The 25,665-nt window shown below is 42.9% G+C and carries 22 protein-coding genes; 10 read left to right on the top strand and 12 right to left on the bottom strand.

Annotated elements, in window-relative coordinates; all coding sequences use genetic code 11:
• Nucleotides 1-108 precede the first annotated feature (108 nt).
• Complete coding sequence (locus ACTS60_RS10815; protein ID WP_440888226.1) at nucleotides 109-2,280, top strand: TonB-dependent hemoglobin/transferrin/lactoferrin family receptor; 2,172 nt, start codon at nucleotides 109-111, stop codon at nucleotides 2,278-2,280.
• A gap of 462 nt (nucleotides 2,281-2,742) precedes the next feature.
• Here the strand turns inward: ACTS60_RS10815 and galE are convergent, their stop codons facing one another.
• Entirely contained in the window at nucleotides 2,743-3,759 is a 1,017-nt protein-coding gene (gene galE / locus ACTS60_RS10820) for a UDP-glucose 4-epimerase GalE (protein ID WP_440888227.1), read from the bottom strand.
• 53 nt (nucleotides 3,760-3,812) lie between these two features.
• On the bottom strand, nucleotides 3,813-5,777 hold the full coding sequence (locus ACTS60_RS10825) for a diguanylate cyclase domain-containing protein (RefSeq protein ID WP_440888228.1): 1,965 nt from the start codon (nucleotides 5,775-5,777) through the stop codon (nucleotides 3,813-3,815).
• A gap of 289 nt (nucleotides 5,778-6,066) precedes the next feature.
• Here ACTS60_RS10825 and ACTS60_RS10830 point away from each other — a divergent pair, with 289 nt between their 5' ends.
• The 3 genes from ACTS60_RS10830 to ACTS60_RS10840 are packed head-to-tail and all read left to right on the top strand — an operon-like array spanning nucleotide 6,067 to nucleotide 8,431.
• On the top strand, nucleotides 6,067-6,816 hold the full coding sequence (locus ACTS60_RS10830; protein WP_440888229.1) for a 5-oxoprolinase subunit PxpA: 750 nt from the start codon (nucleotides 6,067-6,069) through the stop codon (nucleotides 6,814-6,816).
• Complete coding sequence (locus ACTS60_RS10835) at nucleotides 6,816-7,499, top strand: 5-oxoprolinase subunit B family protein (RefSeq protein WP_440888230.1); 684 nt, start codon at nucleotides 6,816-6,818, stop codon at nucleotides 7,497-7,499. The genes ACTS60_RS10830 and ACTS60_RS10835 overlap by 1 nt, the downstream gene beginning before the upstream one ends.
• The gene (locus ACTS60_RS10840) at nucleotides 7,496-8,431 is read left to right on the top strand and encodes a biotin-dependent carboxyltransferase family protein (protein ID WP_440888231.1); all 936 of its coding nucleotides are present in this window, start codon (nucleotides 7,496-7,498) and stop codon (nucleotides 8,429-8,431) included. Before ACTS60_RS10835 ends, ACTS60_RS10840 begins: the two co-directional genes overlap by 4 nt.
• Nucleotides 8,432-8,470: 39 nt before the next feature.
• On the opposite strand, the gene ACTS60_RS10845 is transcribed toward ACTS60_RS10840, so the two are convergent.
• The 3 genes from ACTS60_RS10845 to ACTS60_RS10855 all read right to left on the bottom strand — a co-directional run bounded on the left by ACTS60_RS10845 (nucleotide 8,471) and on the right by ACTS60_RS10855 (nucleotide 13,406).
• Nucleotides 8,471-9,904: an FAD-dependent oxidoreductase gene (locus ACTS60_RS10845; protein WP_440888232.1), complete on the bottom strand. Its 1,434-nt coding sequence runs from the start codon at nucleotides 9,902-9,904 to the stop codon at nucleotides 8,471-8,473.
• Nucleotides 9,905-10,257: 353 nt separating this feature from the next.
• The gene (locus ACTS60_RS10850; protein ID WP_440888233.1) at nucleotides 10,258-12,714 is read right to left on the bottom strand and encodes an ABC transporter permease; all 2,457 of its coding nucleotides are present in this window, start codon (nucleotides 12,712-12,714) and stop codon (nucleotides 10,258-10,260) included.
• A complete protein-coding gene (locus tag ACTS60_RS10855; RefSeq protein WP_440888234.1) occupies nucleotides 12,705-13,406 on the bottom strand; it encodes an ABC transporter ATP-binding protein in 702 nt (233 codons plus the stop codon). Before ACTS60_RS10855 ends, ACTS60_RS10850 begins: the two co-directional genes overlap by 10 nt.
• On the opposite strand from ACTS60_RS10855, the gene tesA reads away from it, so the two are divergent.
• From tesA to ACTS60_RS10875, 4 genes are all read left to right on the top strand, one after another.
• Nucleotides 13,405-14,007, top strand: a complete 603-nt coding sequence (gene tesA, locus ACTS60_RS10860; RefSeq protein ID WP_440888235.1) for a multifunctional acyl-CoA thioesterase I/protease I/lysophospholipase L1 — start codon at nucleotides 13,405-13,407, stop codon at nucleotides 14,005-14,007. The two genes, ACTS60_RS10855 and tesA, sit on opposite strands and share 2 nt — an antisense overlap.
• A gap of 83 nt (nucleotides 14,008-14,090) precedes the next feature.
• The gene (gene fabV / locus ACTS60_RS10865; protein ID WP_440888236.1) at nucleotides 14,091-15,290 is read left to right on the top strand and encodes an enoyl-ACP reductase FabV; all 1,200 of its coding nucleotides are present in this window, start codon (nucleotides 14,091-14,093) and stop codon (nucleotides 15,288-15,290) included.
• A 188-nt stretch (nucleotides 15,291-15,478) separates the two neighbouring features.
• Nucleotides 15,479-17,389: a bifunctional diguanylate cyclase/phosphodiesterase gene (locus tag ACTS60_RS10870; protein ID WP_440888237.1), complete on the top strand. Its 1,911-nt coding sequence runs from the start codon at nucleotides 15,479-15,481 to the stop codon at nucleotides 17,387-17,389.
• Nucleotides 17,390-17,461: 72 nt separating this feature from the next.
• Nucleotides 17,462-19,117, top strand: a complete 1,656-nt coding sequence (locus tag ACTS60_RS10875) for a P-loop domain-containing protein (RefSeq protein ID WP_440888238.1) — start codon at nucleotides 17,462-17,464, stop codon at nucleotides 19,115-19,117.
• Nucleotides 19,118-19,220: 103 nt separating this feature from the next.
• Here the strand turns inward: ACTS60_RS10875 and ACTS60_RS10880 are convergent, their stop codons facing one another.
• Both ACTS60_RS10880 and ACTS60_RS10885 read right to left on the bottom strand, forming a co-directional pair.
• A complete protein-coding gene (locus ACTS60_RS10880; RefSeq protein ID WP_440888239.1) occupies nucleotides 19,221-19,841 on the bottom strand; it encodes a DNA-J related domain-containing protein in 621 nt (206 codons plus the stop codon).
• Between the two features lie 116 nt (nucleotides 19,842-19,957).
• On the bottom strand, nucleotides 19,958-20,797 hold the full coding sequence (locus ACTS60_RS10885) for an isopenicillin N synthase family dioxygenase (RefSeq protein WP_440888240.1): 840 nt from the start codon (nucleotides 20,795-20,797) through the stop codon (nucleotides 19,958-19,960).
• A 222-nt stretch (nucleotides 20,798-21,019) separates the two neighbouring features.
• Here ACTS60_RS10885 and ACTS60_RS10890 point away from each other — a divergent pair, with 222 nt between their 5' ends.
• A complete protein-coding gene (locus ACTS60_RS10890; RefSeq protein WP_440888241.1) occupies nucleotides 21,020-21,616 on the top strand; it encodes a DUF2238 domain-containing protein in 597 nt (198 codons plus the stop codon).
• On the opposite strand, the gene cutA is transcribed toward ACTS60_RS10890, so the two are convergent.
• The 5 genes from cutA to ACTS60_RS10915 form a co-directional block, all read right to left on the bottom strand.
• The gene (gene cutA, locus ACTS60_RS10895; RefSeq protein WP_440888242.1) at nucleotides 21,578-21,910 is read right to left on the bottom strand and encodes a divalent-cation tolerance protein CutA; all 333 of its coding nucleotides are present in this window, start codon (nucleotides 21,908-21,910) and stop codon (nucleotides 21,578-21,580) included. The two genes, ACTS60_RS10890 and cutA, sit on opposite strands and share 39 nt — an antisense overlap.
• A 9-nt stretch (nucleotides 21,911-21,919) precedes the next feature.
• Nucleotides 21,920-22,171: a hypothetical protein gene (locus tag ACTS60_RS10900; RefSeq protein WP_440888243.1), complete on the bottom strand. Its 252-nt coding sequence runs from the start codon at nucleotides 22,169-22,171 to the stop codon at nucleotides 21,920-21,922.
• On the bottom strand, nucleotides 22,155-23,861 hold the full coding sequence (locus tag ACTS60_RS10905) for an SgrR family transcriptional regulator (protein ID WP_440888244.1): 1,707 nt from the start codon (nucleotides 23,859-23,861) through the stop codon (nucleotides 22,155-22,157). Before ACTS60_RS10905 ends, ACTS60_RS10900 begins: the two co-directional genes overlap by 17 nt.
• 79 nt (nucleotides 23,862-23,940) lie before the next feature.
• Nucleotides 23,941-24,174 (bottom strand): DUF3389 domain-containing protein, encoded by a 234-nt coding sequence (locus ACTS60_RS10910; protein WP_440888245.1) that lies wholly within the window; start codon nucleotides 24,172-24,174, stop codon nucleotides 23,941-23,943.
• A 16-nt stretch (nucleotides 24,175-24,190) separates the two neighbouring features.
• Nucleotides 24,191-24,625 carry a hotdog fold thioesterase gene (locus tag ACTS60_RS10915; protein ID WP_440888246.1) on the bottom strand — a complete coding sequence of 145 codons (435 nt, stop codon included), beginning with the start codon at nucleotides 24,623-24,625 and terminating at the stop codon, nucleotides 24,191-24,193.
• 195 nt (nucleotides 24,626-24,820) lie between these two features.
• Between ACTS60_RS10915 and ACTS60_RS10920 the strand changes: the two genes are divergently transcribed.
• Nucleotides 24,821-25,606, top strand: coding sequence for a M48 family metallopeptidase (locus ACTS60_RS10920; RefSeq protein WP_440888247.1), 786 nt, complete (start codon nucleotides 24,821-24,823; stop codon nucleotides 25,604-25,606).
• Nucleotides 25,607-25,665: the final 59 nt, after the last annotated feature.

Here is a 25,665-nt window from a genome sequence, read left to right on the forward strand (position 1 = left end):
TAAGAACACACACAGCAAGCGACAATCGAAATGATAGTAATTACTATTCGTATAAACTAAAATGCCGCACGTTGTTATTGCCTATTTTGGATTAAGGTATTCAAACCAATGTATAAAAAAACAATTTTGTCAGCCTCTATTTTAGCCGCCCTATCTCAAGGTGCATACGCAGAGGAACACTCAACCTTTAATGAAGTTGTCGTTTCTGCAACTCGTACCGAGCAAAACGTCAATGATGTATCGGCCTCAGTAGAGACTGTATCATCTAAAGATATTGATCGTACACTATCAAAAAACCTTTATGATGCAGTTCAATATACACCGGGCGTAGAAGCAACAACATCTGGGCGTTTTGGTATTTCTGGCTTTAATATTCGCGGCATGGAAGGCGACCGAGTTAAAGTAGTTATTGATGGTGTGCAGCAAGCGACGCCTTTCAACCCAGGCGGTGGCGCGGTTCAAGCAATTTATCCTAATGCAATTGAACTCGATACACTGACTAGTATTGAGATTAACAAAGGCCCATCCTCTACTTTATATGGTTCTGACGCAATGGGTGGCGTTGTTGTACTTAAAACCAAAGATCCTTCAGACGTACTAAAAACCGACGGTGATGAAACACGCTTCGGTATAAAATCGAGCTACTTCTCGGCTGATGAGCAGTTCAAAAACACGTTAACTTGGGCAATGCGCCGTGGCAAGCTAGAAACCCTGCTGATGGGAACCTACTCTGCCGGTAGTGAGATTGAAACCTACGGTGATGGTACCGACATTGATGGTTCAGCTCGTGGTCTTGAAAACCCTGCCGACAAAGACCTAAGTAATATTCTCGCGAAAGCTTATTACCATATTAACGAAGCTAATAAGCTTGGTTTTGTATTTGAGCGTTACAATTACAACTATGATGAAAACAATCATCGTGGTAACTACACTCTAAATTTCGGGCCAATGCCTGGTGTTACTTATGCTAACGCAAAAAGTAGCGATGAAATGACACGAACACGTTATGGTGTCAACTACGAGCTCACTAAAGCAAACCTGGCTTTTGATTCTATGAAGTTAGATCTCAACTATCAGATCACAGATAGCGAAAACTCGAACTTCTCTAACGTAACAGACCACATGGGGTACATCGGATACAATGGCGATCGCACTCGCTTACGCCAAGCGGAAGACAAATCAATCCAGTTTGATGCTCAGTTTGACAAAGTCATTACCACCGACAGTGTAATTCACGAATTGACTTACGGTCTAAATTCGGTTGTGACTGACTTTAGCTTAACGAATATCGATATTTTCCACGGAAATGGGAATAGCAAACCTGGCTCTACGACAATCCCAGACGCAACCGTTACTGAATGGGGAGTCTTCCTTCAAAATAATGCATTCTTACTAAACGATACATTGGTATTAAATGCAGGTCTTCGTTACGATTCATTTGAAGCGGATCCTTCGTCTGACGCTGCATTTACAACTGAACGCAGCAAAAATAGTAATAATGCACTAACGGGTAAGCTAGGTGCCGTTTACCATCTCAATGACAAACTGAGCTCATTTGCTCAAATCAGTCAAGGTTTCAAAGCGCCAACCATTGAGCAACTTTACTACGAGTACGACACAGGTGCTGAGTTTGTTCCTAACCCAGATTTAGAAGCAGAGAAAAGTCTTTCTTACGAGATTGGTTTCCGTGGTCAAAATAACTTTGCGCAATTTGAACTAACGGGCTTTATCACCCACTACAAAGATTTTATTGACTCAGAAGAGCTGCCAAGCATAGATCCAAACAAAGATCGTTTTACTATTGTAAACCGTGACGAAGTAGATATTTCAGGTGTCGAATTTAGCTCAACCCTACTGTTAGATGAAGCCTTCGAAGCACCTAAAGGTATGTATACCAAAGTCTCTGTTACTTACCTAGATGGTAAAGATAAGTCTACAGGTAAAGCGCTAGATAGCGTAGCTCCACTGTCATCAGTGATTGGATTGGGCTACGACAACGTTGAGTACCATTTTGGCGGTTTAGCGTCTCTTAAAATTGCTGCTAAGAAAGATGATTGGTCTGACGAAGAGCAAATCAATTCATCAGGTTACGGTGTAATGGATCTTACCGCTTACTACATGCCGATCAAAGACTTAACGTTGACTGCTGGCTTGTTCAACGCATTTGACAAAAAGTATTGGACTTACCAAGATGTGCGAGGCCTAGAAAGTACGGACAACAAAGACTTCCATAGCCTGCCAGGTCGTAATTGGGCAGTATCTATTGATTACCAGTTCTAACAAATAAATTTGAGTATTAAGAAGCACCTGTTCTATCAGGTGCTTTTTTGTTAAAGCGCTTTCTGAAGAATCTAACTAATTCAGGAGAAGGCTGATGAAAACAAATGATTCACGAATGTTTTGCGCTACAAAAACAAAAAAGTCAGCATAGTGCTGACTTTCTTACTCGTTTTCATTTCAAAAATGTTAAGAAAAGAATGAAAAATGAAAACTTACTGCTTTGCCATCTCTTTTTTCACCATGACTGCTGCTGCCACGATAAAAGCGATGATTAGACCAAGTTCCATGAACTACCCCGATAGTCTTAAGAAAATTTACGACTCAAATTAAGAGTCGTGAATAGTTTAGCAGTTCTATTTTTGTAAGCTACCTTTTAACCAGTAATTTACGAATTTTTCCGATTTAGATCAAAAAAGGCGCAGGATAGCGCCTTTTTGTTATTAAAGTGTAAAACTTGAATTTTTAAGCGTCTGGGTAACCTTGTGGGTTATTTGATTGCCAGCGCCAAGTATCACTTGTCATCTCTTCTAACGTACGCTCAGCTTTCCAATCAAGTTCATTAGCAGCTTTTGAAGGATCTGCCCAACATTCAGCAATATCACCTGGACGACGATCAACTAACTTAAACGGCACTTCTTTTCCTGAAGCCTTTTCGAATGCTTTAACCATTTCAAGAACACTATAGCCATTACCAGTGCCAAGGTTGTAAATATGAAGGCCAGCTTTGCTCCCTACTTTTTCAAGCGCAGCAACGTGACCATCAGATAGGTCCATTACGTGAATGTAGTCACGAACTCCAGTACCGTCTTTTGTCGGGTAATCGCTACCGAACACCGATAGGAATTCGCGACGGCCTACAGCTACTTGGGAAACGAATGGCATCAAGTTATTTGGAATACCTTGAGGGTCTTCACCAAGTTCACCTGTTGGGTGAGAGCCTACAGGGTTGAAGTAGCGTAAAAGCGTAATGCTCCAATCTGGGTTCGCCTTTTGGAAATCTGACAAACATTCTTCAACCATCAATTTGCTGCGACCATAAGGGTTGGTAGCACTGGTTGGAAAGTCTTCAGTGATTGGCACAGTAGCAGGATCACCATATACCGTGGCTGATGAGCTAAATACAATGGATTTAACACCGGCTTCACGCATCGCATCAACAAGCACCAGCGTGCCGTTAACGTTATTATCGTAGTACTCTAGAGGCTTCTCTACCGACTCGCCCACTGCTTTAAGACCTGCGAAATGGATAACGGCTTCAATGCTGTGTGCATTCATTGCATCAACAAGCGCTTCCTTATCACGAATATCCGCTTCAATAAATTCAGGTTTTACACCACAAACCTTTTCAATGCGTTCAAGCACGGTTGGTTTGCTGTTGTATAGGTTATCGAGAATAACTGGCGTCATACCAGCTTCGATCATTTGAATACAAGTGTGGCTGCCAATGTAGCCCATACCACCCGTAACAAGTACTTTCATTTTTTGTTCCTTCTGACGCGAGTCCCGCTAGTCTATCTATTTCTTTTGACTTTTTAAACAGTTGCTTCTAACTCAGTTCCAATCAGTACAGCTTGCCCTTTACCTGCTCGCTTTGCTTCGTACATCGCATTATCAGCATTTTTTAACACTCTTGGGGCGTCTTTTTCGTTTTGTCCGACAAGCTTGACACCAATACTCACACCAACAGTGAGTTGAACATCTTTGTACTCAATTGGCTGGCTAACACTTTTAATGATTTTTTCAACAAACCTAGTGACTTCAGTTTGGTTAGTAGGATTCATTAAAAAGACAAATTCGTCTCCAGATAAACGAGCCACCATATCATTGTGTCTTGTTAATCCACTCAATCGCCGTGAAATGGCTTGTAAGACTTCGTCACCGGCATCATGACCATATGTATCATTAACGGCTTTAAAGCCGTCCAAATCCAAATAGAGAACTGCAAACTCATCCCTTAGGTATCCAGATTGTATGAGTAATGACTCGAGTTCTTTATGAAACTTCGCTCGATTGGCAAGCCCTGTAAGAGGATCATGGTGTGCCAAATATTCTAATCGTTCCATTTCCTTGGAACCTGATAGATCAGTCAATAAAATAACAATGTCGTATTGATCCGTTCTACCTTCCTTGAATATACGATTTACCTTCACAAATAATGGAATAAGCTTGCCGAGATGATTCTGCTCAACAACCTCCCCTTGCCATTGCCCGTAGTGCTCAATGTTTTCTATGATATTTGGGATGCGAATTTGTAATTCTCGTAGTTTTAGAACATTGAAGAATGGCATTCCTGTCAGTTTTTCAGATGTGCTGCCGAATAGCGATGTGACCGCTGAGTTGACCATCGTAATAATGCCATCTTGATTGAGGACCAATAACCCGTCGTCACTATTTTCGAATACCCTTGTCGCGATGCGCTGCTTACTCAGCGCTTCCTCAACTCTAGTAATATCCTCGACTGTGAATAACATCTTATCCACACCAGTTAGTCGCAGGCTTGTTAAACTAAACTGCCGTGTCTCCTTACCCATTTGACTTAGGTGAATCTGACTACGTTCTAGTGAAAGCTTAACTATCTTATCCAAAATCTGTGGTTCGCGGGTACGTACGAGGTCGAGGATGTTACTAGGAGGGGTATTTAGCGATGTTGCCCCAAATGCTTTCTGAGACTGTTGGTTCTGATAGTGTATATGCCCTTCTGTATCAGTCACGATTAGCGAATATTGTACACCATTGATGATTGACTCTAAAAAGGCTCTATCCTTCTCTAATTTTTGCAGAGTGAATTGTGCCTGACTCTCTCGTTGTCGAAAACGGGCTGTCATGGTTTTAAAGCTATTGATTAAATCACCAATCTCATCACTAGATTCGAATGGAATAATAAATGGTTCTGAATCACGTCCTTCAGCGAAATCGTTCATCGCATTATTCAATGCGTTGATCGGCGATACAACTAGCTTGTTCACTAGATACACGAGTAAAACACTAGTTATAAAAGTGAGTAACACAAATAGTAAGGCATCTTTAAAGAGTGATTCTTTAATCTGTTTCAAGCTTTCAGATGATAATGTCACACGAACAAATGCGATAACTTCACCATTAACGAGAATAGGCTCCATTACATACACGAACTGAGGCGAGAAGGCATAACCTAAAGAAGTGATCTCTTGCTTTTCTTTGTCATTTGGCACACGTGCCACGCCCGTATCAGACTCAAGCATTGCAAATAACGATCTTTCAGAATCGAGTATCTTCACTCGAATGATCGAAGGCTCAGCGAAGAACGCACTCATTAGAGACAGAGTACTATCTAGATCTCTACTACGTATAGGAGCTTCCAAGCTATGTGATATGCCTTTGATTAACACTTGTGTGCTTTCAATTAATTGAGATTTTTCTACTTGATAGATCTTGTATGAGTGGTTCCCCTTCATTGTAATGAAAGCGAACAAAACAAGAAGCAAAATGGGCCAAAGTAATTTGGTACGAACAGACATAATAATTCCTGACACAATTTATGTGCATAGTCTGATTAATGTAGCTATGCACATAATCTCACATCTAAGAAGAAAAGGTTAGTATTCAGTATCAATTAATAAACCTTCTTGAGCAAAAAGACATAGTATTAAGTTATTAATTTATTGAGAATTCGCGTCATCTCAAATAACGCGAATGCTAATATTGCTCTTTCGTTATAACCAAACGCACGAATGATGATTCCCGTCACTGAAGCGGGGAGAGTTTTGATGCACTTTTATATAATCAGATAGTTAGAAGAGCCGTACTTTGAATAAAACAGACCTAACTTTGAATTGTGACATGGGTGAAAGCTTCGGCGCGTGGAAAATGGGCGCCGATGAACAGGTGATGCCTTTTGTTGATATGGCGAATATTGCATGCGGATTTCATGCTTCAGATCCGAGTGTTATGCATGACACCATTCAGTTAGCCAATCAGCATGATGTAGAAATAGGAGCGCATCCGAGTTACCCAGATTTACAAGGGTTCGGAAGGCGAAGTTTACGCATGACTGACGAAGAAATTACTAACATGGTCATCTACCAAGTTGGGGCGCTTCAGGCACTTTGTAAGGCTCAATATACCGACATTGGCTATATCAAACCTCATGGTGCACTTTATAATGACATGATGGAAAAAGACGGTGTGTTTCTCGCGGTCGTTAAAGCTGCTGCGCTATTTAAAGTTCCGTTAATGATCCTTGCGTCGCAAGAAAACGAAAAGTATCTAGAAATAGCGGATGACTTCGACGTACCTCTGTTATTTGAAGCGTTTGCAGATCGTCTCTATCAAGATGATGGAATGCTCACACCACGAACGCTACCTAATGCAGTTTTAAACAGTGAACACGCCATATTAGAGCAAGTTAAAATGCTTGCTGAGTCTCGACGAGTTAAAACTGCATCGGGTCAATACATTCTATTGGAAGCTGACACAATCTGTGTCCATGGAGACAATGATGAATCGATCGCACTAATTCAAAAGATTCGTCAAACTCTCTACACCGGAGGAAATTAATGAATCAAGGGCAGTTCTCGATCTCTCCCATCTCTGAATGCAGCATTTTAATTCGTTTTCATAAAACGGTTACCGTTGAGCACATTGGCGAATTAGCGCATCAGATTGCCGATAAACTTAGTCTTATTGTCATGAATGTTGTTCCTTCATACCGAACCATTTTGATTGATTACCTGCCCTTTAGAATTCACGAGTCCGCGATTCTGCAAGAGCTAAACCAACTCGTTACTCGCTTTGATGTTAGATCCATGGACAATAAGCAGCCTAACTACATCTCAATTCCGGTTTATTATTCACGAGAGACCGCCCTTGATTTAGATCGTTTTCGAGAAATTGGCTTATCGTTACAGCAAATGATCGAATTGCATACCCAAGTTGTTTATACCGTATCAGCAATTGGGTTTTCTCCTGGTTTTGCGTTTCTTTCAGATGTCCCAAGCGCGCTACGAATGCCAAGACACAAAACGCCTCGCACCTATGTCCCAGCAGGCAGTGTTGCTATAGCAGATAGTAAAACGGCCGTTTACCCATCAGACAGTCCGGGAGGCTGGAATATCATTGGCCGAACACCTATCTCATTGTTCACTGATACGCCTCCTTTTATTCCTTTTGAAGTTGGTGACAAGGTCACTTTTGGTTCGATAACAAAACAAGAGTACATCAACTTAGGGGGCAAATTATGAGTTTTACTGGCTTGATAGTTGAAAAACCTGGCTCGCTCTCATTGATTCAAGATTTTGGTCGTTTTGGGCTAGCACACCTTGGTATCACACAAGGTGGTCCTGTTGATGACTACGCTTACAGTTGGGCGAATCATCTCTTAGAGAACCCTGTTAATTGCTCAACCATTGAAATCACCTTGGGTAATGCCAGCTTTAAAGCGATTGAAGACTGCCATCTTGCGATTTGTGGTGGTGATTTGAACGCTTCCATAAATGGGGAGCCAATTTCCAATTGGTCAGATTTTTCATTAAGAAAAGGGCAAACACTTAAGTTCGGTATGCCACGTAACGGCCTTCGGTCCTATCTAGCAGTTAAAGGCGGATTTGAAGTCGAGAAACACTTAGGAAGTACTTCCACAGTGGTAAGAGAGTCTTTAGGCGGGATCGCACGAAATGGTGATGCGTTAAAAGCTGGTGATATCATAGGATTCAAGCCACATCCCCTCCCTACTCGAAAATCCAGGCAAATGACCTTTCGCTTCAAACCGGATTATAACCTCCCTATCACGCTTCGAGTAATTGAGGGCTACCAACATAATGATTTTTCTCAAGAAGCCATCAATGATTTCTACTCTGGACAGTTTGAAATTTCACCAAACTCCAATCGCATGGGATATCGGCTAGAAGGTCAAACTATCAAACCGCCCTATGATGGCATTTTATCAGAAGGCATTGCACTCGGTTCAATTCAAGTACCTAACGATGGCAACCCAATTATTTTGCTAAATGATCACCAGACAATTGGGGGTTATCCAAAGTTTGGCTGTGTTGCTAGAATTGATTTACCGCGTCTCGCCCAAGCTAAGCCAGGGCAATCTGTGAGCTTTATTCAAGGTGGTAGAGAGGGTCTACAGGATGTTTGGTGCCAATGGGCTCAGTTTTTCGGCTACTGAACCCATTAATAGCAGTTAGATGAATGCACAGAACGAGCGTTACATCCCGTAGCGCTCTGCCAATGCTTTTGGGTAACCCCGCTCTTGAGTCAGTTTAATGGCAAACTGTTCTATCTCTTCTTCACTCCAGTGAACCGTAATAGGGTGTTCCTGTTCTACATTGGTATTAGGAGCGATACCAAACCAGTGTTGTGCCATTTTTTGTGCTGCAAGTAATGTCGATGACGCCTTAACGACTTCTATACGAGCATAGTTTTTATCTTCAAACGTGACGTCAGCCGCTCGTAACACCGGGTCTGTCCCAGGGATTTGCTGTGCACCAAATAATGCCTTCCCCCCTCTTACCGCTACGTAATAGTCCGGAATAAACTGCGCCATGTGTTTTATCGCATTATCGGTTCGTTCATCCAAGATCTCTTGTCGCCAACCATTTCGAATTTTAGATAGTAAGCGGGTCGGTAATTCTGGCTGAGATGACCCATTTGAACTTTCTACTAAACCGTCTTCAAATAATGTGATGCCTTTAGTCATACCATGTAATTGGAAATAGCCATCACCATAAGGCGTTAGTTGAGCCATGCCTTTATCGGTACCACGAGGGCCATGGAAGATTACTTCTGGCCATTGCTGAGAGCATTCACTCCAACGAGTGACGTAGGCCGCCTTAAACTCTACAAGACGTTCACGTTTAGCACCAATAACATCGTCTAATATTCCTGTTTCAAAACCGCATGCATTCACTAGGAAATCACAACTCAAACACTGCTCTGAGTCACCGTTGATGTAAGTTAAAGACCAATCAGAGCCATTCCAATTAGACTGCACTAGCTCAGCTTGTGTAATCACATCCACGTTTGGAAGGTGAGCTAGGGTCATATTCGCTACTGCGGCTAGACGAAAAACACTCCATCCATATTCTTGAACAGCTACAACAGGATATTTTAGCGCGTCAAGATCTGCATGCTGAGCAAATGGAATACACCAGTCGTTAATAGTCTGCGGGTGTTCAGGTTGGATTTGCTTTGCGAGATCTAATAGTGCTTCTTTTGAGTACAACTTGTAGTACTCATCAGGCTTCCCTAACACTTGATTACGCTCATCTTGCGCGACTAGAGTTTGATATGCTTGTTTGATGGTTTCTAAGCGTGACAGCAAGGCTTCTGGATCACCACCGTCGGTATGGGGAACAGCAATAATAGTTGGACGGGCGTTCAGTGTATGAGGGTACAAACGAATCGTATCGATGGATTGAGTAAGAAGATCTAAACACTGCTCTTCAGAAATTTCTCGGTAAAGGTTACCACCAGCATGCAAATGACAAATTGGCGGACCGTTAACCAAAGAGACCCCTTTCTCGATTACAGACACTTTAAAACCTAACTCGGCGAAATGAATTGCAGCAGTTGAGCCTGCAACTCCTCCACCAACGATAGCGATATGTTTATCTTTATGGTTTGAAAACTCAGACGTCATTGCTTCACTGAAAATTTTATAAGGAGAAATCTTTACTTAAGGTGGATTCTACTCGGGTTTGTAGACGATTAAAATCACAAAAACTTCATGGGTTTGCATTTGTTAAGTGTTTCCATCAAAAGTTACTTTTGAAAGCAAAAAAATTCAAAAAAAATGCTTGACGAGGTTGTTGAGAATACGTGTTTTTGAACCTGTGTGAATAATATTTTTCCGCTAACACCCATGGCATAAAGCCTGCGGAAATACCCCATATTTCTATCGCTTCAGTTATCCAAAAAGTTATCCACTGTTTTTGTGGATAACTAAAATGGAACTGTAATGAAGTCCTTCAGATAAGGATAAATAACTATTAATTAAGTGTTTACAGGTGTTAACAATCTTCTCAAAAGACTCATAACAACCAGTGCTAGCACAGCAAAGGTCAAGAAAGGCAAAGCTATCCACAATTCGGGATGCAACTGTGCATTTAGTTCAAAGCCATAGTTCATAACGGCAGCAACACATGCCTCTGCTGCAAATACTGCAACTCCGCTTGCCACTATTGCCATAATTCCGTATTCAGCCCACAGCGTTGTATTGATGCGTGTTTTGCTTGAACCTAATGTACGATAGAGTCGAATCTCTTGCTGACGCTGAGATAAACTTAATCGAAGCAATGTGAATATCAATAAAAGCCCCGCAACGACACCAAGCAACGCAAGTATCGTAATTGCTGATACAATCTGTTGTATAAGTTCTTGGATCTTATCTCCCATGGTACGAATGTCGAGTACCGACACAGTCGGATGCGCGCGTGACATCGAAGTTAATAGTGCTTCGTTTTCTTCGTTAATTCGATAACTGATAAGGTATGACCCTGGCAAATTGGCCATGACATCTGCGGAGAAGATGAAATAAAAGTTTGGTTTCATATCTCGCCATTCAACATGACGTATGCTGTCTACAGTGGCATCAAAGTTTTGACTGTTGATAACAAAGCGTAATTTATCGCCTAGTTTAATTCCTAGTTCATCTGCAACCTGCGCTTCTACAGAAACACTGCCCTTGTTTAACCACTTACCTGAGAGCAACTCATTGTACTCTGGGATTTTATCCCCCCATGTGAGATTAAGTTCTCGACTCACGGCATCAGAGCCCTGGCCTTCTGATTTTATTTCTTTAACATTGATGCCGTTAATTTCCGCCAATCTCCCCCGAATGATTGGGAAAGCCTGTGACCGTGTCACTTTGTTTTTATCTAATGTTTCCAGATAGCTACCTAACTCATAGTCGGCAATGTTCAAAGCAAAAACGTTGGGAGCATCCGCAGGTAGTGTCCTCGCCCAATCGGTAAGAATGTCACTACGAACTAGCCAGATAATTGAAAGCAACATTAGAGAAAGCGACAAGGCACCAAACTGCAAACCACTCGTCACTGGCGTACGGTTAATTCTACTCAGTGCGAGTGTCATCGCAGGTCGAGTTGAGGCACGAGCGAACAACTTGGTAAGCGAGACACTTATCGCAGCAAGGACAACAAACAATGCTGCGATACCTGCAAGCACAATCCAAACTAATGTGTTATTCGCATAAAGCACCAACAGAGGCACAACAGGCACTAGTACAAGCCACATACGTTTCCACGAGCGCTTACCAGAACCTTGCTGAAGGACTTCTAATGCCGGCGTTTTAATCAACCCAAGCAAAGGAATACCCAAAGCAGGAACCGTAATAAGAACAGCAGCAACAACAGAAATAAAAAAAGGAGTGACGCCGTAACTTGGTAGTGGGTTAGGTAGCAGGTCTTTTAGTGGTACCCTTAACAAGTATTCCAACCCACTACCCAACAGTAATCCGGCAAGGCTGGCGCTAATCAGTAAGATCACAACTTGAATTAATAACCACTTCTCAATCCAGCGACGACTCGCACCTAAACTCTTGAGCATCGCAATGGTTTGGGTGCGGCTATTCACATAACTCTGACACGTTAGAACCAAGGTGGTTGCTGCCATAATCATCACGATGGCAACCGTAAGCGACAGGTACTGTGTAGTACGTTCGAATACTTCATTTCTTCGACTTGCAGTATCTTGCGTGCGCCAGCGGTCACTAGGTGACAGTTCAGTACTATTTTGCAACTGATTCAACGTCGCATCGTCTCCTTTCAAAAACAGACGATATTGAACCCGACTCCCCAATTGAATCGCACCAGTTTTTTCAACGTCACTTTGGTGAATATATGCAGAAGGCATTTGCTGGAACGGATTGAAGCTTAACCCTGGCTCCATCAAAACTGCCCCTGAAACCGTAAAGTTAGCATCACCAATCGTGACAACGTCACCAGAATTTACATCCAGTTGTGCCATGATGCGTTCATCAAGCCATAATTGATTCTGTTTCACGTGACCGGACGAATTATTGTCTAAGACTAAATCTCCCATCAGTGGGTAATACTCATCGACTGCCCTAACGGAAATAAGCTGCATACCGGTATCGCTAAATGCCATGGTTGCAAATCGTGTCATGGAAGAACGTTGCATCTCACTAGTAGCAGCCAGTAGCCCGTCAGGGATTGGATTAGCAGAAACAAACACCGCGTCTGCCGTTAAAGCATCCTTTCCCTGCTTAACAATCACCTGCTCCATTCGCTCAGCTAATGCAGACAGTGCAAAAATACTCGCAATCACCAAAATCAGAGCCACACTTATCGGCCATAAGTTACCCTGTCGGATTTCACTAAAACTCCAACGCACTAAACTCTTATTTGGTGACCTTTTGATGTGCTTACTCTGTTGCGTTGCATTTTGGTCACTGGAAGAGATTACGGACATATCACCTCCTCCTGTAGCTCACCCGCTTCCATTCGATATACACGGTCACAACGACTGGCTAAATGGCTATCGTGGGTCACGAGTATTAAAGTTGTGCCATGTTGTTCGTTCAAATCAAACAGAAGCTCAATGACTTTTTCGGCGGTTTGATGGTCTAAGTTGCCTGTTGGCTCATCTGCGAATAAAAGCTCCGGCTGAGTCATGAAAGCGCGCGCCAAAGCAACGCGTTGTTGCTCTCCACCTGATAACTGGCTTGGTAAGTGACTCAGCCGCTTTTCAAGCCCTACGGCAGTCAACAGTTCCTTTGCTCTTGTATCATCCTCTGCTTCACCACGTAGAAGACAAGGTAACGTCACATTTCTCAAAGCAGTTAAACTTGGGATAAGAAGGAAGCTTTGAAAAACGAAACCCAATGAGTCAGCGCGTATTTTTGCTCGCGCCTCGTCGTCTAGTTTTGAAAGCTCATGTCCCAATAAGGTGATTTCACCAGATGTTGGCGTATCTAATCCGGCAAGTAATGTCATCAATGTCGACTTGCCCGCACCAGAGGTTCCAACTATGGCAATTTTTTCGCCCTTTCTAATGTCAACATTTACATTTTTTAGGATTGTTAAATGTTCTTGATTAGTAGAGACTTGTTTAGAAACTAAATTAGCTTGAACAATAGGTGTTTTAAGTACAGGTGTTTGCATGATTCGTATACTTTCCTTAGTTCTCTTTTTTTGCCTTTCCGCTAGCGCACAGGCGAGCGAAAAGCTGCTTGTTTTAGGTGACAGCCTTAGTGCAGGCTATCAAATGCCCATTGAGAAAAGCTGGCCCAGCTTACTTCCTGACGCCTTATCAGAACACGGTCAGGATGTAAAAGTTGTAAATGGCAGTATCTCAGGTGACACTACAGGTAATGGTCTAGCTCGCTTACCGGCACTCCTTGAGCTGCACTCACCTGATTTAGTCCTCATTGGGCTTGGTGCCAACGATGGCCTTCGTGGTTTTCCACCCAAACTTATTACGTCAAACTTATCGAAAATGATTACCATGATCAAAGATTCTGGTGCGAATGTGATCATGATGCAAATCCGCGTTCCGCCTAACTATGGCAAACGCTATAGTGATATGTTCTACGACATTTATCCAAAATTAGCTGAGCATCAACAAGTCACTTTGATGCCGTTCTTCTTAGAACAGATCATCGTTAAGCCCGAATGGATGATGGATGACGGCTTACACCCAAAACCAGAGGCCCAACCGTTTATTGCGGACTTCGTTGCCCAAGAATTGGTTAAACATCTCTGATTTTACTGGTCTAGCTCAATAAGTTTTACCTAACTTTACGTTACTCTGATCTGAATCTTATTCACCAAGGTCAGATAATAACAATGCAAATAGAACCTCAAATTCAAGGTGTTGTCGCTCGCTCGGCGCATCCGTATGGGTGCCGAGCTTCCATCAAAGAGCAAATTGATTACGTAAAACAAGCACCGCAAATCAAAAAAGGCCCCAAACGTGTTTTGATTATTGGTGCTTCTTCTGGTTTTGGTTTAGCCGCTCGCATCGCCCTTACCTTTGGCGGTGCAGAAGCCGACACTATCGGAGTTTCGTTCGAACGAGGCCCCTCTGATAAAGGCGTAGGTAGTGCTGGTTGGTATAATAATATCTATTTTAAAGAAGAAGCCATTCATCATGGACGTACGGCGATAAACATCGTCGGCGACGCATTTTCTGAGACCATTCGTAACCAAGTAATTGAAGCGATTGAAACCTACTTTGAGGGTGAAGTAGATTTAGTCATTTATAGCTTGGCGACTGGTATTCGCCCTAAACCAGAATCTGAAGAGTTCTGGCGCAGTGTCATTAAACCAATCGGCGAATCTGTTACTGGCGCATCTATCATGCTTGAGAACGACCAATGGGTTGAATCAACGCTCGCTCCGGCAACAGAAGAAGAGGCTGAAGCCACGATAAAAGTTATGGGCGGTGAAGATTGGGAAAGCTGGATCGATGCACTAATCAACTCCGAGTCGGTGGCAGAAGGCTGTAAAACTATCGCGTTTTCTTACATGGGGCCTGACGTAACCCACCCTATCTACCTTGATGGAACATTAGGTCGTGCAAAAATCGACTTGCACCAAACCAGTCACTCCCTAAATATTAAGATGGCTAACTTTGGAGGTGGTGCGTACGCGACGGTATGTAAAGCACTTGTAACCAAAGCAAGTGTGTTTATTCCCGCCCTTAGCCCTTATCTACTTGCTCTATACCGCGTGATGAAAGAAAAAGGCACCCACGAACGTTGCATAGAGCAAATGCAGCGCTTGTTTACGACCAAACTATACGACCAAGACAAAGTGCCGCTCGACGGTGAGCGTTTGATTCGTATCGATGATCTAGAGTTGGATCCTCAAGTCCAGAAAGAAGTGAGTGAACTTCTAAGCCAAATGAATGCCGACAATTTCAAACAACTGGGTGACTATGCTGGCTTTAAAGACGAGTTTATGAAACTAAATGGCTTTAACTTCGAAGATGTAGACTACGCTCAAAGTATCTCGATTAAGGCTTTGAAGGCACTAAAACCTTAACTTATGTAGTCTCACTACTGAGATAGTGCTAAGTATTTCAAAGTCCTGAAACGTTTTCAGGACTTTTTTTTGTTTCAGAAACTGTCACCCCTATACTTAAATTACACAAGTGGTAAAAAACTAGAACAATAAAAACAACAAAACGCATTAATTCACAGGAAGTGAACTTAAGGGAAAGGATGGCCTTTATGGGTACATTTCAAACATTAGATTATGAAATCCCAGATTCAATGCGCAAGAGTTGGCAAAACATTGCAAACTTGCTAGCACGCATTGCTGATGTACCAACGACGCTAATAATGCGTGTGCACCCAACGCATATTGAAGTAAACACCTCAAGCGAAACCGAGGGCAACCCCTACCATGTAGGAGATAGAGAAGATCTTGGTCACGGGTTGTACTGTGAACATGTCATCGAAACCAAGTGTGAACTTAACGTACCTAACGCACTGCTCGATGAGCAATGGAAAAACAACCCCGATATCAAGCTCGGAATGATTTCCTACTGCGGCCTACCACTCTATTGGCCAAATGGTGAAACCTTCGGTACCATTTGTATGCTCGACACCCAAGAAAACCAATACAGTGATACTTATCGTGAGTTATTGAGTACTTTTAAAGAATCTATCGAAGCGCAACTCGCGATTGTTTTTCAACAGCACAAATTGTTGCGATTGAACAATGAACTTAAACATCGGGTAGAAAACCGTACAACGGATCTTGCTCAACTGAGTTATTCATTGTCGAAAGAAATCGACCGACGCAAAGCGGCTGAAAAACAAGTGGATTACCAACAAAACCACGATCAAGGTACCGGTTTTTTGAATCGCGGAGCCCTTGAGACATTCCTCGATGACTCACTCAACTCAATGGATCACGACACACAATCTTTAGCCGTACTTAACATCGGTTTTAGTAATGCTCGCAGTATCCAAACAAAGTATGGTTTTGAGGCGTTTGACGAGGTACTTAAAGAGTTCCGCTTCCGTCTGGGCCACAGTGAATCAAGTTACTTTATAACAGGCCGCCCTAGCTCTAACGACTTAGTGATTGTGGTAACAGGTGACGATATTGGTTCCAAAGTTCAGCACCTAATAGAAGACATCACTCACGTCAGTGTCGGTAACTTCTATATCAATGGCAGCGAAGTACACCTACATTCTTATATTGGCATCGTTCAAGCCAGCCAAAACAGTCACGCAAAACAGTTATTACAGAATGCCTGTTACGCGATGCTGTTATGCAAGGAATCTGGTGAGTCATACAGTTATTTCTGTGAGAGCCACACGCAAGCACTCGTTAACCATAACCAACTGGAGAGCTACTTACTGCAAGCAGTCCGTAATGACGATCTAATGCTGTACTTCCAACCGAAAGTTTTACCTCATACACACAAGTGGATTGGTGCTGAAGCGTTGTTGCGTTGGCGCCACCCTGTACTGGGTGATGTTTCAAACGAAGCTCTGATTCATATGGCCGAACAAAATGGATTGATTTTTGAAGTGGGGGCATTTGTCCTTCGCACTGCAATCGATAAAGCGAAACAATGGTCTGAGCTGGTGGACAACTTTAAGATTGCCGTCAATGTTTCCCCTATTCAGCTACAGAATATTAATTTTGCAGAACAGATAGAGCACCTACTTGAAACCTTTCATTTGCCTGCGCACTTCCTCGAACTGGAAGTCACCGAAAGTGCACTCATTGCCGATGAAGTAGTCGCTCGTAACACGTTGAATAAGCTACACAAACTTGGCGTGACATTGTCACTAGATGACTTTGGTACTGGTTACGCCTCGTTTAGTTATTTGAAGAAATACCCTTTTGATGCGATTAAAATCGATAAGAGCTTTGTTCAACAAATGGAAAAGTCTGATGACGACAAAGCCATCATCTGCTCAATTATACACATTGCAAAAAAACTCGACCTTCAAGTTGTGATCGAAGGAATTGAATCCTCGCAGCAAGAAGAGTTTTTAATTGGAGAAGGATGCGATATTGGACAAGGTTTTCTATATGGCAAACCCATGCCTTGCAATGAATTCGAACAAAGTTTGTTTAATCAAAACCTGTTAGGTGGTCAATACCACTATTCTTCCTAAGCATTTTCTTTACTCTGATAGCAGTGGTTTCTATAATCGCCGCCCGCTTCCAATAAAAAGGCCATTATCTTTATGGATCAGTTGACTGCCACGCTTAAGAAAATCGAAAAGCAGAACTACCGCGCATACCAACAAATCAAAGGTCAATACGACTTCGGTGATTTCGACTTGTACATTGATTACGTACAAGGTGATCCGTACGCATCTGCTTCTCGCCTGCGTGCTACTCGTGCGTGGTCCTTAACCGGCCTTGAATGGCTAAAAGATGAGTCACCTGCATTCCAACGCGCTGCTCGCGACTTTATTGCTCGCAGCTTTGATGAGTTCGCAAAGCAAGAAAATGCCGTTTCTATTGCGCTCAATGGTCAGACTGTTCTTGATAACACAGCTGTATTGTTTACAGACGAAGACATCGAGCTTCGTTTTAGAGTAAACCTTCCTGCTGAAGGTCGTTCTGTTCTGGGCAAAAAAGCTAACAACATTCTTACCTTCTACTTACCGAAGTTTGTACGTCGTGCGACACTTGAACGTGAACTCAACAAAGACGCTTTGATCGAACACTGTAAAGTAGTAGAAGACCAGGCTGCTCTACGCGAGCAATTGGAAGTAAATAACCTTGTCGCTTTTGTTGCGAACGGCAGTGTGCTTCCACGTATTGCTGGTAACTGTGATTTACCAATGAAAGATGCGGTTGAGTTCAAAGCTCCAGAGTCATTACAAGTAACACTACATGCGCCAAATAAAGGCTATGTGACTGGCTTGGGTATTCCTAAAGGAATTACTCTGATTGTCGGTGGTGGCTTCCATGGTAAATCAACACTTTTAAATGCGATTGAGCGTTCTATCTATGATCATATTCCCGGTGATGGCCGTGAGTACATAGTGACTGACGCTAATGCGATGAAGATCCGCGCTGAAGATGGTCGCTGTGTCCATCATTTGAATCTGTCAAACTACATCAACCATTTGCCAATGGGGAAAGATACGGCAGATTTCTCAACACAAGACGCTTCAGGCTCAACGTCTCAGGCTGCTTGGCTGCAAGAATCTATTGAAGCTGGCGCAAGCTCACTGCTTATCGATGAAGACACCTCAGCAACCAACTTTATGATTCGTGATGAGCGTATGCAGGCGTTGGTCGCTAAAGGCGATGAACCTATTACACCGCTTGTTGATCGAATCGGCCAGCTGCGTGATGAGCTTGAAATATCAACTATCATCGTCATGGGCGGTTCTGGTGACTATCTAGACGTTGCTGATACTGTCATCCAAATGCATGATTACCAAGCCGTTGATGTGACGGAAAAAGCAAAGCAAGTGATTGCACAGCACCCTACTCAGCGTCATAACGAATCTGAAGAGAGTTTGCAAACGTTCCGTCCTCGTGCGTTAAACCGCGTAGCACTGATGAACATTTTGACCGACGGTAAGTTCCGTGTGAGTGCAAAAGGTAAAGACTCTCTTCGTTTTGGTAAAGAGTTCACCGACCTAAGTGCTCTTGAGCAACTTGAGTCGGCTGACGAAGTGAATACAATTGGTTGGCTATGGTTCCAAATCGCACAACTACCAGGTTGGTGTAACCACCCAGCAAAAGAAATCGAAGAAATGCTTTCTGGTGAGTGGTACGCGACGCTACCAAAACAAGGCGATCTAGCTAAGCCACGTACCCTCGATGTGATGGCGGCACTAAACCGCATGCGTAAGTCTCAGTTCAAACCTTCTCGTTAATACTGAGCGAAATAGATAATCAAAGGCAGCGATAAACGCTGCCTTTTTCATTTCTGGCTATATAATCAAACCTTAATACGTTACGTTGTAATGCTTATAGGTATTAACCATTGCGAAGTACATTCCATGCTTCACATAAAACCCTAAACCTATTAGCATCACCGTTTTCTCGGTCTGGATGCCAACGCAATGCCAGTTTTCGCCACTGTTTTCGGATTTCAGCTCTAGTCGCATCTGTATCTAATTCAAATAGATTTAACGCTTTGCAACGGTCTAAGTCTGTCGATACGCTTCCACCAATATAGCGCTGATATCGATGCCAAAAATCGTTTAATAGTCTTCGAACCTCACCATCATCCGCTTCATAGTTCTTCCAATCAAGGTAATATTCTCTTAATGGATCATTGATATCCACGCTGTGACGAGATGCTTCGATTGCTGACATAAGTACAATGTTCATTGCTTCAACTTGAAGCCAACCATCGGGATACAGAGTTTCTTGCAACTGATAAAGCGCGTTCATTAGCAAGAAGTTTCGTTTAAAGAGATCTTTATCTGGAGATGAATCCAACTGAGGTATATAACCGTGCTCACTAAGTTCCTGTGCTAGTGTATGCACCTTCCAGCTTTGAGGTTGCTTTCGGAGGATTTCTAGAATGGGCCACAACAAGGGGTTTTCCATGTATTGTTGGTTATTCTGGCAAACGTCAAATTGTTGATCCATGTGAGCTCATCTGATTTAACTATCTGTTATATAAGGCTAGTCACTTTGTACCATAAATACAAAAAGGCTGACAGTCATAAACTATCAGCCTTTTGAAGTAAGATCTCGTTAGAACATTAAATGACGCCTAACTCTCTTAAACGCTCCATCAGGTAACTGTGCGCCGTATAACGCTCAGACAAAACCGTATCTGGTTTTGGGTGTAGGAACAATGGCAGAGAAATACGAGAGTTCTCTTGGCGACCACCGGTTGGGTTGATCACGCGATGCGTCGTAGATGGAAAGTAACCCCCCGATGCTTCTTGCAGCATGTCACCGATGTTAATGATCAGATTTCCGAAGTCACATGGCACATCTAACCAATCACCTTCTTTACTCATTACCTGCAGACCCGGCTCATTTGCAGCTGGCAAAACCGTTAATAAGTTAATATCTTCGTGCGCTGCTGCACGGATAGCACCTGGCTCTTCATTACCTGTCATTGGTGGGTAATGCAACACGCGTAGAAGCGTCTTGTCGCTGTTGTTGATCATTTCAGACAGTGCAATAGAGAACTTCTCTTGCACCTCTTTTGGTGCGTATTCCTCTACCCAGCCAAGCAGTTCTTGAGCAAACGCATTGGCACGCTCATAGTACTCTAAGATCTCTTCTTTTAGTTGCTCAGGCATCTGACCCCAAGGATAAACGTGAAAGTACTCTTTGATGTCTTTGACTGAATGACCTTTCGCTACTTCAGAAACTGATGGCGGAAAATAACCGTCTTGTGTTTCAACATTGAAGTGGAAGTCGTTTTTCTGTTCTGAGCAGAAAAACTCGTACCAATTTTTGTAAATAGATTCGACAAGCTCTTGAGGAATTGGATGATTCTTAAGTACACCAAAGCCCGTTTCTCGCAATGACGTAACGAACTGTTGAGCAGCATCGTCAGCAAGATAATCGACAGTTTCCAGTTTCATGACTTTACTTCTTTTTTATTAGACTGAACGCAGAATTCTATGGATGGCCATGTTGTAAATCAAACTTTAATGAAATGTTTCCGCGCAAACGTTTTATTGTTGAGCAGTTTGGCAATTTATCAACATAAATAGTAATCATCACACTGCAAAAATAATTAATTGCACACTGTACAATTAAGTGTAATCATAGAAGGCATATTCAATTGAAGGATCAATTTCTGTATGAAAAGTACTTCTACCCTATTGGGTTTAACAATTTTCTATGCGATCGTTTTTTTATTTTCTGCGCTAGAGCCGAGTTCACGTGCGGTTTGGTTTGCGGAAATCATCCCAGCCATCGGTATTCTTATTGCCATTTGGGCGCTTTCTCTCCGCTACCAGTTCAGTAACACGGCTTATGTACTGATGTTTATTTGGCTTTGTCTTCACACGATTGGCGCTAAATATACCTTCGCACAAGTGCCCTTCGATTGGTTTAATAATTTGATTGGCTCTGAGCGTAATAACTTCGACCGTGTTGCTCACTTTTCGATTGGCCTGTACGCATATCCAATTGCCGAGTACCTAATTAACAAGAAGAAAGTGAGTGTGAAGCTAGCTAGCTGGTTTGCATTGTTTGCTATCATGTCACTGGCAGCTGGCTATGAAATTATTGAATGGTGGTATGCCGTGTTAGCGGGTGGTGATGAAGGGATAGCCTTCCTAGGTTCCCAAGGTGATATTTGGGATGCCCAGAAAGACATGCTGTGTGACACTATGGGTGCAATATTGTCGCTACTTCTACTGACAACTCAACGTCGATTGGCGAAGCCACTCTAGATAGGGATTAAAACCTTCTACAATCGGGACCTGTACGATTTGAGCGACTTCATATTCGTGTAGGTCCTTAATTTTGTCTTCAACTAAGGCATAGAGATCTTTACGTGTCTTAACGAGCAGTAACCATTCATTATCGCTACACACTTCACCTTTCCAAACATAATGACTTTCAATCGCCATCGTTTGTATACAAGCGGCTAGTTGGCCTTCTAACAAGCCTTTGATAATTTCGTCGCGATTCTTTTCTGTACCTGCGGTGCTCAATACCATGCAGAATTCATATTGTTCGTTCATAACCAACTCTTATTTCATCGTTACCTTGCCACCAATCATTTTGTATGCAGGCGTACCTCTAACTAACGTGTCTCTTGCAAACTCTTGTTCACACCCAGGGCAAATGCAAGGTATGTTGGTAAAGTCTTCAACAATGCGCTCTTTGAAACATTTAACCAACGCGCCCTTGCCACCTTTACGGTATTTGAACAGTTGTGTTTTACATTTCGCACAATATATCTCAACCGTCTTAGTTGGTTGCTTTTTATTCGGTTTCGCCATCTTTCTCTATTTTTGGTTTTACCCAAACATTACTGAAATCAAACCATCCCAGTGCATTACACTTAGCATTTTGTAGTGCCCCACTATGATCTTTGTTTACCCCTAGCCAACAGTGGAACATAGGAATGACTTGGCAGCTCTTCACTAGTTGCTTGCCTAATTCGCGAGCGGGAAAATCACTGTGTTGACCAGCACGCCATTGATCCACCAGCCCTGCCCAACCAGAGAAATCATAGCCAGCACTGAACTTATCAATGTCACTGTAATCCAGTAGCCAGCCGGCTAGCGCATCGTTACGATTTGTCGCGATACCCATTGCCTTGATCCACACATCCACTTCTTCTGGTGACGGCGGTTGCGTGTCATAACGGATGAACTCGACATCAACCCCATGTGGTTTAAGTAAGGTTCTGATTGCTTTGGCAATAACAGGAAACATCGGGTGTTTCTTCTGATAAGCCACGCAAATAGTTTTGTCGTTCTGAGGGACCTCGCCTGCGATGGCTGGTCTGAGATCAATCCAACCCGGCTTCAAACCAAATGCTTGCAGCACGCCGAGTTCTATGACTTTATCTTGAGGTACATGGGCGTAGACTTGGTAACTGTTTAATGTTTGGCTTAAAAACTCAGCCCAACGCGGATCTTTAGCGATTCCTGTATTTTTATTCAGCAGTAAAAAAGTACAGCCAGGATCCAGCTCAACTTCGTCAGTAGATGCTTGTTTGTCCATTTGAGGTTTAGTTAAGCTTGGATACACCATCGACGAATAGGCTTCATCAATGACCCATACCTCCACTTGATCTAAAAGTGGACGCAGCCCAAAGTAACCATCAAATGCTGTCAGAATTAAACGTTTGTCATCATTCACTTTGACTTGAAATGGACCTGTGCCTATCGGCTTACGATCGAAATCTTCTGAACGTAACGTACTGGGTAATAGTACTTTCGCTTGGGATTCACTCAGTGCAAGTGGTAAGTACTTATCTGGGCGTGCAAGAAGGATATCCACCGTCCAAGGCTCTGGGGAAACCACTTTTTCAATATGAGCGAAAAGATTCAGTTCACTTAATGCTCTGATACTTTCAATGACGCAATCGGTACTGAGTAATTCGCCATTATGAAAACGAACGCCACGGCGCAGGTAAAAACGCCAATGCGTATCGGAAAGCGCTTCCCAATAATGGGCTAAATCGGGTTGTAGTTGTTCGTTGTCATCAAGCTTAGTCAAACCACTGAATACCTGACGCGCGATATGCTGCTCAGAACGACGCATAGGCTTTTGCGGGTTTAACATCGCTAGGGGGCGATAATAAGGTAGTCGGACGACCTGCTCACCTTGACGGAGCTGTAGACCCAGATAGCCTTGGATGACTTGAGTGAGTTTAGCTGCGTCATTATCTAACGCTTCTAACGCCTGACCAATTTTCCCTTCATCCAAGTAACGGCGTGCGAGATTCTCACTGACGTCACTACGATTACGCTTAAAGACCAGTTTAGAGAGTTTTCCGCGACCAGCAGCCGGATGCCACTCGATCCACCCTTCTTCTTCTAACTTGTTAAGGACGATTCTAGCATTTCGGCGAGTACAAAAAAGCGCATCGGTAATATCATCGAGTTGAACTTCCGCGTCATTACCAGAGAATTTTTCAAACAGTGTTTCGAACTGAACACGTAAACGAGGGCTACTCATAAAGAGGAAATTTCTGTTTTCATAATGATAAACTAAGTTTCCTCATTTTTTGGATAAAGTGCAAACCTAGAGATGCAAATTATTGAATGTCGATGCCAATTTCTTGCGCAAGTTGGCGTAATTGATCTTCATCGTCCAATTTGATCGACCATTTAGTCTCTGCACCGTGCGCTAATACCACGTTAGCACCGCGACCAAGTAGCTGAATCGCATCGGTTTGCGCTTGCATTGTAACCATTCCATTGCCACTTAATTTAATGACGACTTCACGCTGCGTCGCGATAATTTTTCCAAGAGAAAACTCAATAACCATATGTACCTTAATCTCTTTATGCCGATTTTTCTTTCTGGTGCTTTACTGCAATCGTCAAACGGCTAGTGCAAACCAAACGTTCGCGCTCATCAGTTATATTGATTTGCCAAACTTGTGTAGACACACCTAAATGAACTGGAGTTGCGGTACCAATTACGTAGCCACTGCGCATGGCTCTTACATGGTTAGCATTGATATCTAGCCCAACACAATAACTGCCCTCACCGACACAGAAGTTTGCGGCAAGCGATCCTAAGGTTTCAGCTAATACCACAGACGCGCCGCCATGAAGCATACCCAGAGGCTGATGGGTAAAACTGCAAACTGGCATAGTCGCAGTGAGAGAGTCATCCGTAAAATCGGTATAGATGATTTGTAGGTGCTCCATCATGGTATTTTTTGACGTTGCGTTAAGAATGTCCAGGTCGATCGGCTTTTTCCAAATACCCATTTGTCTGCTCTTATTTCATCCAGTATTGCACTGGTTGCGGTTTCTTTTAAAAGTGCGTCTAGGATAGTCCTGAACGCATCCTGACTTCAAGACGAAACGAAACTCTAAATGTAATCCACATAATGACTTAACGTTTCTTAACTACGCGTTATACTATTGGTTCAAAACAAAAAGTATTTGTATATGGAGCCCATTATGAAGACATGGATCAAAGCGTCTGTTCTTTTTTCGCTCGCCGGTCTCACTGCTTGTAGTGCTTCGCCGACTGGTCGAAACCAAATCCTAATGTTCTCAGATCAGGAGATGTCATCCTTGGGAGCTAACTCTTTTGAGCAAATGAAAAAAGAGATTCCGATTAGTAAGGACAAAAAGACAAACGCTTACGTGCAATGCGTCGCAAAGCATATTACTGATACTATCCCCCCTCAAGCAGGATTCAAAGACTGGGAAGTTGTCGTATTTGATAGTGACCAAGTTAACGCATTTGCGCTTCCAGGTGGAAAAATAGGTGTTTACACTGGCTTATTGAAAGTAGCTAAAAACCAAGATCAACTTGCAACGGTCATTGGGCACGAAGTCGCACACGTTCTTGCGGATCACAGTAATGAACGCCTATCACAAAGCCAGCTTGCCAATGCTGGGCTTTCTCTGGCGAATGTAGCTATTGGCGCCTCTGAATACAAACAGTACCAACAGGCCACCATGGCCGCTTTAGGTTTGGGTGTGCAATATGGTGTAATGCTGCCGTACGGTCGCACCCAAGAATCTGAAGCAGATGTAGTAGGTTTAGGTTACATGGCAAAAGCCGGCTTCAATCCAAATCAAAGCATTGATCTTTGGAAAAACATGAGTAAAGCCGGGGGTGAACAACCACCAGAGTTCTTCTCGACTCACCCTTCACACAGCACTCGCATCAAAGACTTACAGGCAACAATCAGTTCATTGCCCGCATATAATGCCAAAGCCCCTAAGTGTGGCTGATTTGACACTTTACTCTCTGAACTCCAAAAAAGAAGGCTCCATTTACGGAGCCTTCTTTT

Source organism: Vibrio sp. WZ-1 (genome assembly GCF_052037695.1).
GTDB lineage: Bacteria > Pseudomonadota > Gammaproteobacteria > Enterobacterales > Vibrionaceae > Vibrio.

Excerpts from the sequence above, each read along its gene's own strand:
- cutA (WP_440888242.1), bottom strand. The coding sequence starts at position 21,910 with ATGAACGAACAATATGAATTCTGCATGGTATTGAGCACCGCAGGTACA.
- ACTS60_RS10840 (WP_440888231.1), top strand. The coding sequence starts at position 7,496 with ATGAGTTTTACTGGCTTGATAGTTGAAAAACCTGGCTCGCTCTCATTG.
- ACTS60_RS10910 (WP_440888245.1), bottom strand. The coding sequence starts at position 24,174 with ATGGTTATTGAGTTTTCTCTTGGAAAAATTATCGCGACGCAGCGTGAA.
- ACTS60_RS10870 (WP_440888237.1), top strand. The coding sequence starts at position 15,479 with ATGGGTACATTTCAAACATTAGATTATGAAATCCCAGATTCAATGCGC.
- ACTS60_RS10885 (WP_440888240.1), bottom strand. The coding sequence starts at position 20,797 with ATGAAACTGGAAACTGTCGATTATCTTGCTGACGATGCTGCTCAACAG.
- ACTS60_RS10825 (WP_440888228.1), bottom strand. The coding sequence starts at position 5,777 with ATGTCTGTTCGTACCAAATTACTTTGGCCCATTTTGCTTCTTGTTTTG.
- ACTS60_RS10875 (WP_440888238.1), top strand. The coding sequence starts at position 17,462 with ATGGATCAGTTGACTGCCACGCTTAAGAAAATCGAAAAGCAGAACTAC.
- ACTS60_RS10890 (WP_440888241.1), top strand. The coding sequence starts at position 21,020 with ATGAAAAGTACTTCTACCCTATTGGGTTTAACAATTTTCTATGCGATC.
- fabV (WP_440888236.1), top strand. The coding sequence starts at position 14,091 with ATGCAAATAGAACCTCAAATTCAAGGTGTTGTCGCTCGCTCGGCGCAT.
- tesA (WP_440888235.1), top strand. The coding sequence starts at position 13,405 with ATGATTCGTATACTTTCCTTAGTTCTCTTTTTTTGCCTTTCCGCTAGC.
- ACTS60_RS10900 (WP_440888243.1), bottom strand. The coding sequence starts at position 22,171 with ATGGCGAAACCGAATAAAAAGCAACCAACTAAGACGGTTGAGATATAT.
- ACTS60_RS10815 (WP_440888226.1), top strand. The coding sequence starts at position 109 with ATGTATAAAAAAACAATTTTGTCAGCCTCTATTTTAGCCGCCCTATCT.
- ACTS60_RS10920 (WP_440888247.1), top strand. The coding sequence starts at position 24,821 with ATGAAGACATGGATCAAAGCGTCTGTTCTTTTTTCGCTCGCCGGTCTC.
- ACTS60_RS10845 (WP_440888232.1), bottom strand. The coding sequence starts at position 9,904 with ATGACGTCTGAGTTTTCAAACCATAAAGATAAACATATCGCTATCGTT.
- ACTS60_RS10855 (WP_440888234.1), bottom strand. The coding sequence starts at position 13,406 with ATGCAAACACCTGTACTTAAAACACCTATTGTTCAAGCTAATTTAGTT.
- ACTS60_RS10850 (WP_440888233.1), bottom strand. The coding sequence starts at position 12,714 with ATGTCCGTAATCTCTTCCAGTGACCAAAATGCAACGCAACAGAGTAAG.
- galE (WP_440888227.1), bottom strand. The coding sequence starts at position 3,759 with ATGAAAGTACTTGTTACGGGTGGTATGGGCTACATTGGCAGCCACACT.
- ACTS60_RS10835 (WP_440888230.1), top strand. The coding sequence starts at position 6,816 with ATGAATCAAGGGCAGTTCTCGATCTCTCCCATCTCTGAATGCAGCATT.
- ACTS60_RS10880 (WP_440888239.1), bottom strand. The coding sequence starts at position 19,841 with ATGGATCAACAATTTGACGTTTGCCAGAATAACCAACAATACATGGAA.
- ACTS60_RS10905 (WP_440888244.1), bottom strand. The coding sequence starts at position 23,861 with ATGAGTAGCCCTCGTTTACGTGTTCAGTTCGAAACACTGTTTGAAAAA.
- ACTS60_RS10915 (WP_440888246.1), bottom strand. The coding sequence starts at position 24,625 with ATGGGTATTTGGAAAAAGCCGATCGACCTGGACATTCTTAACGCAACG.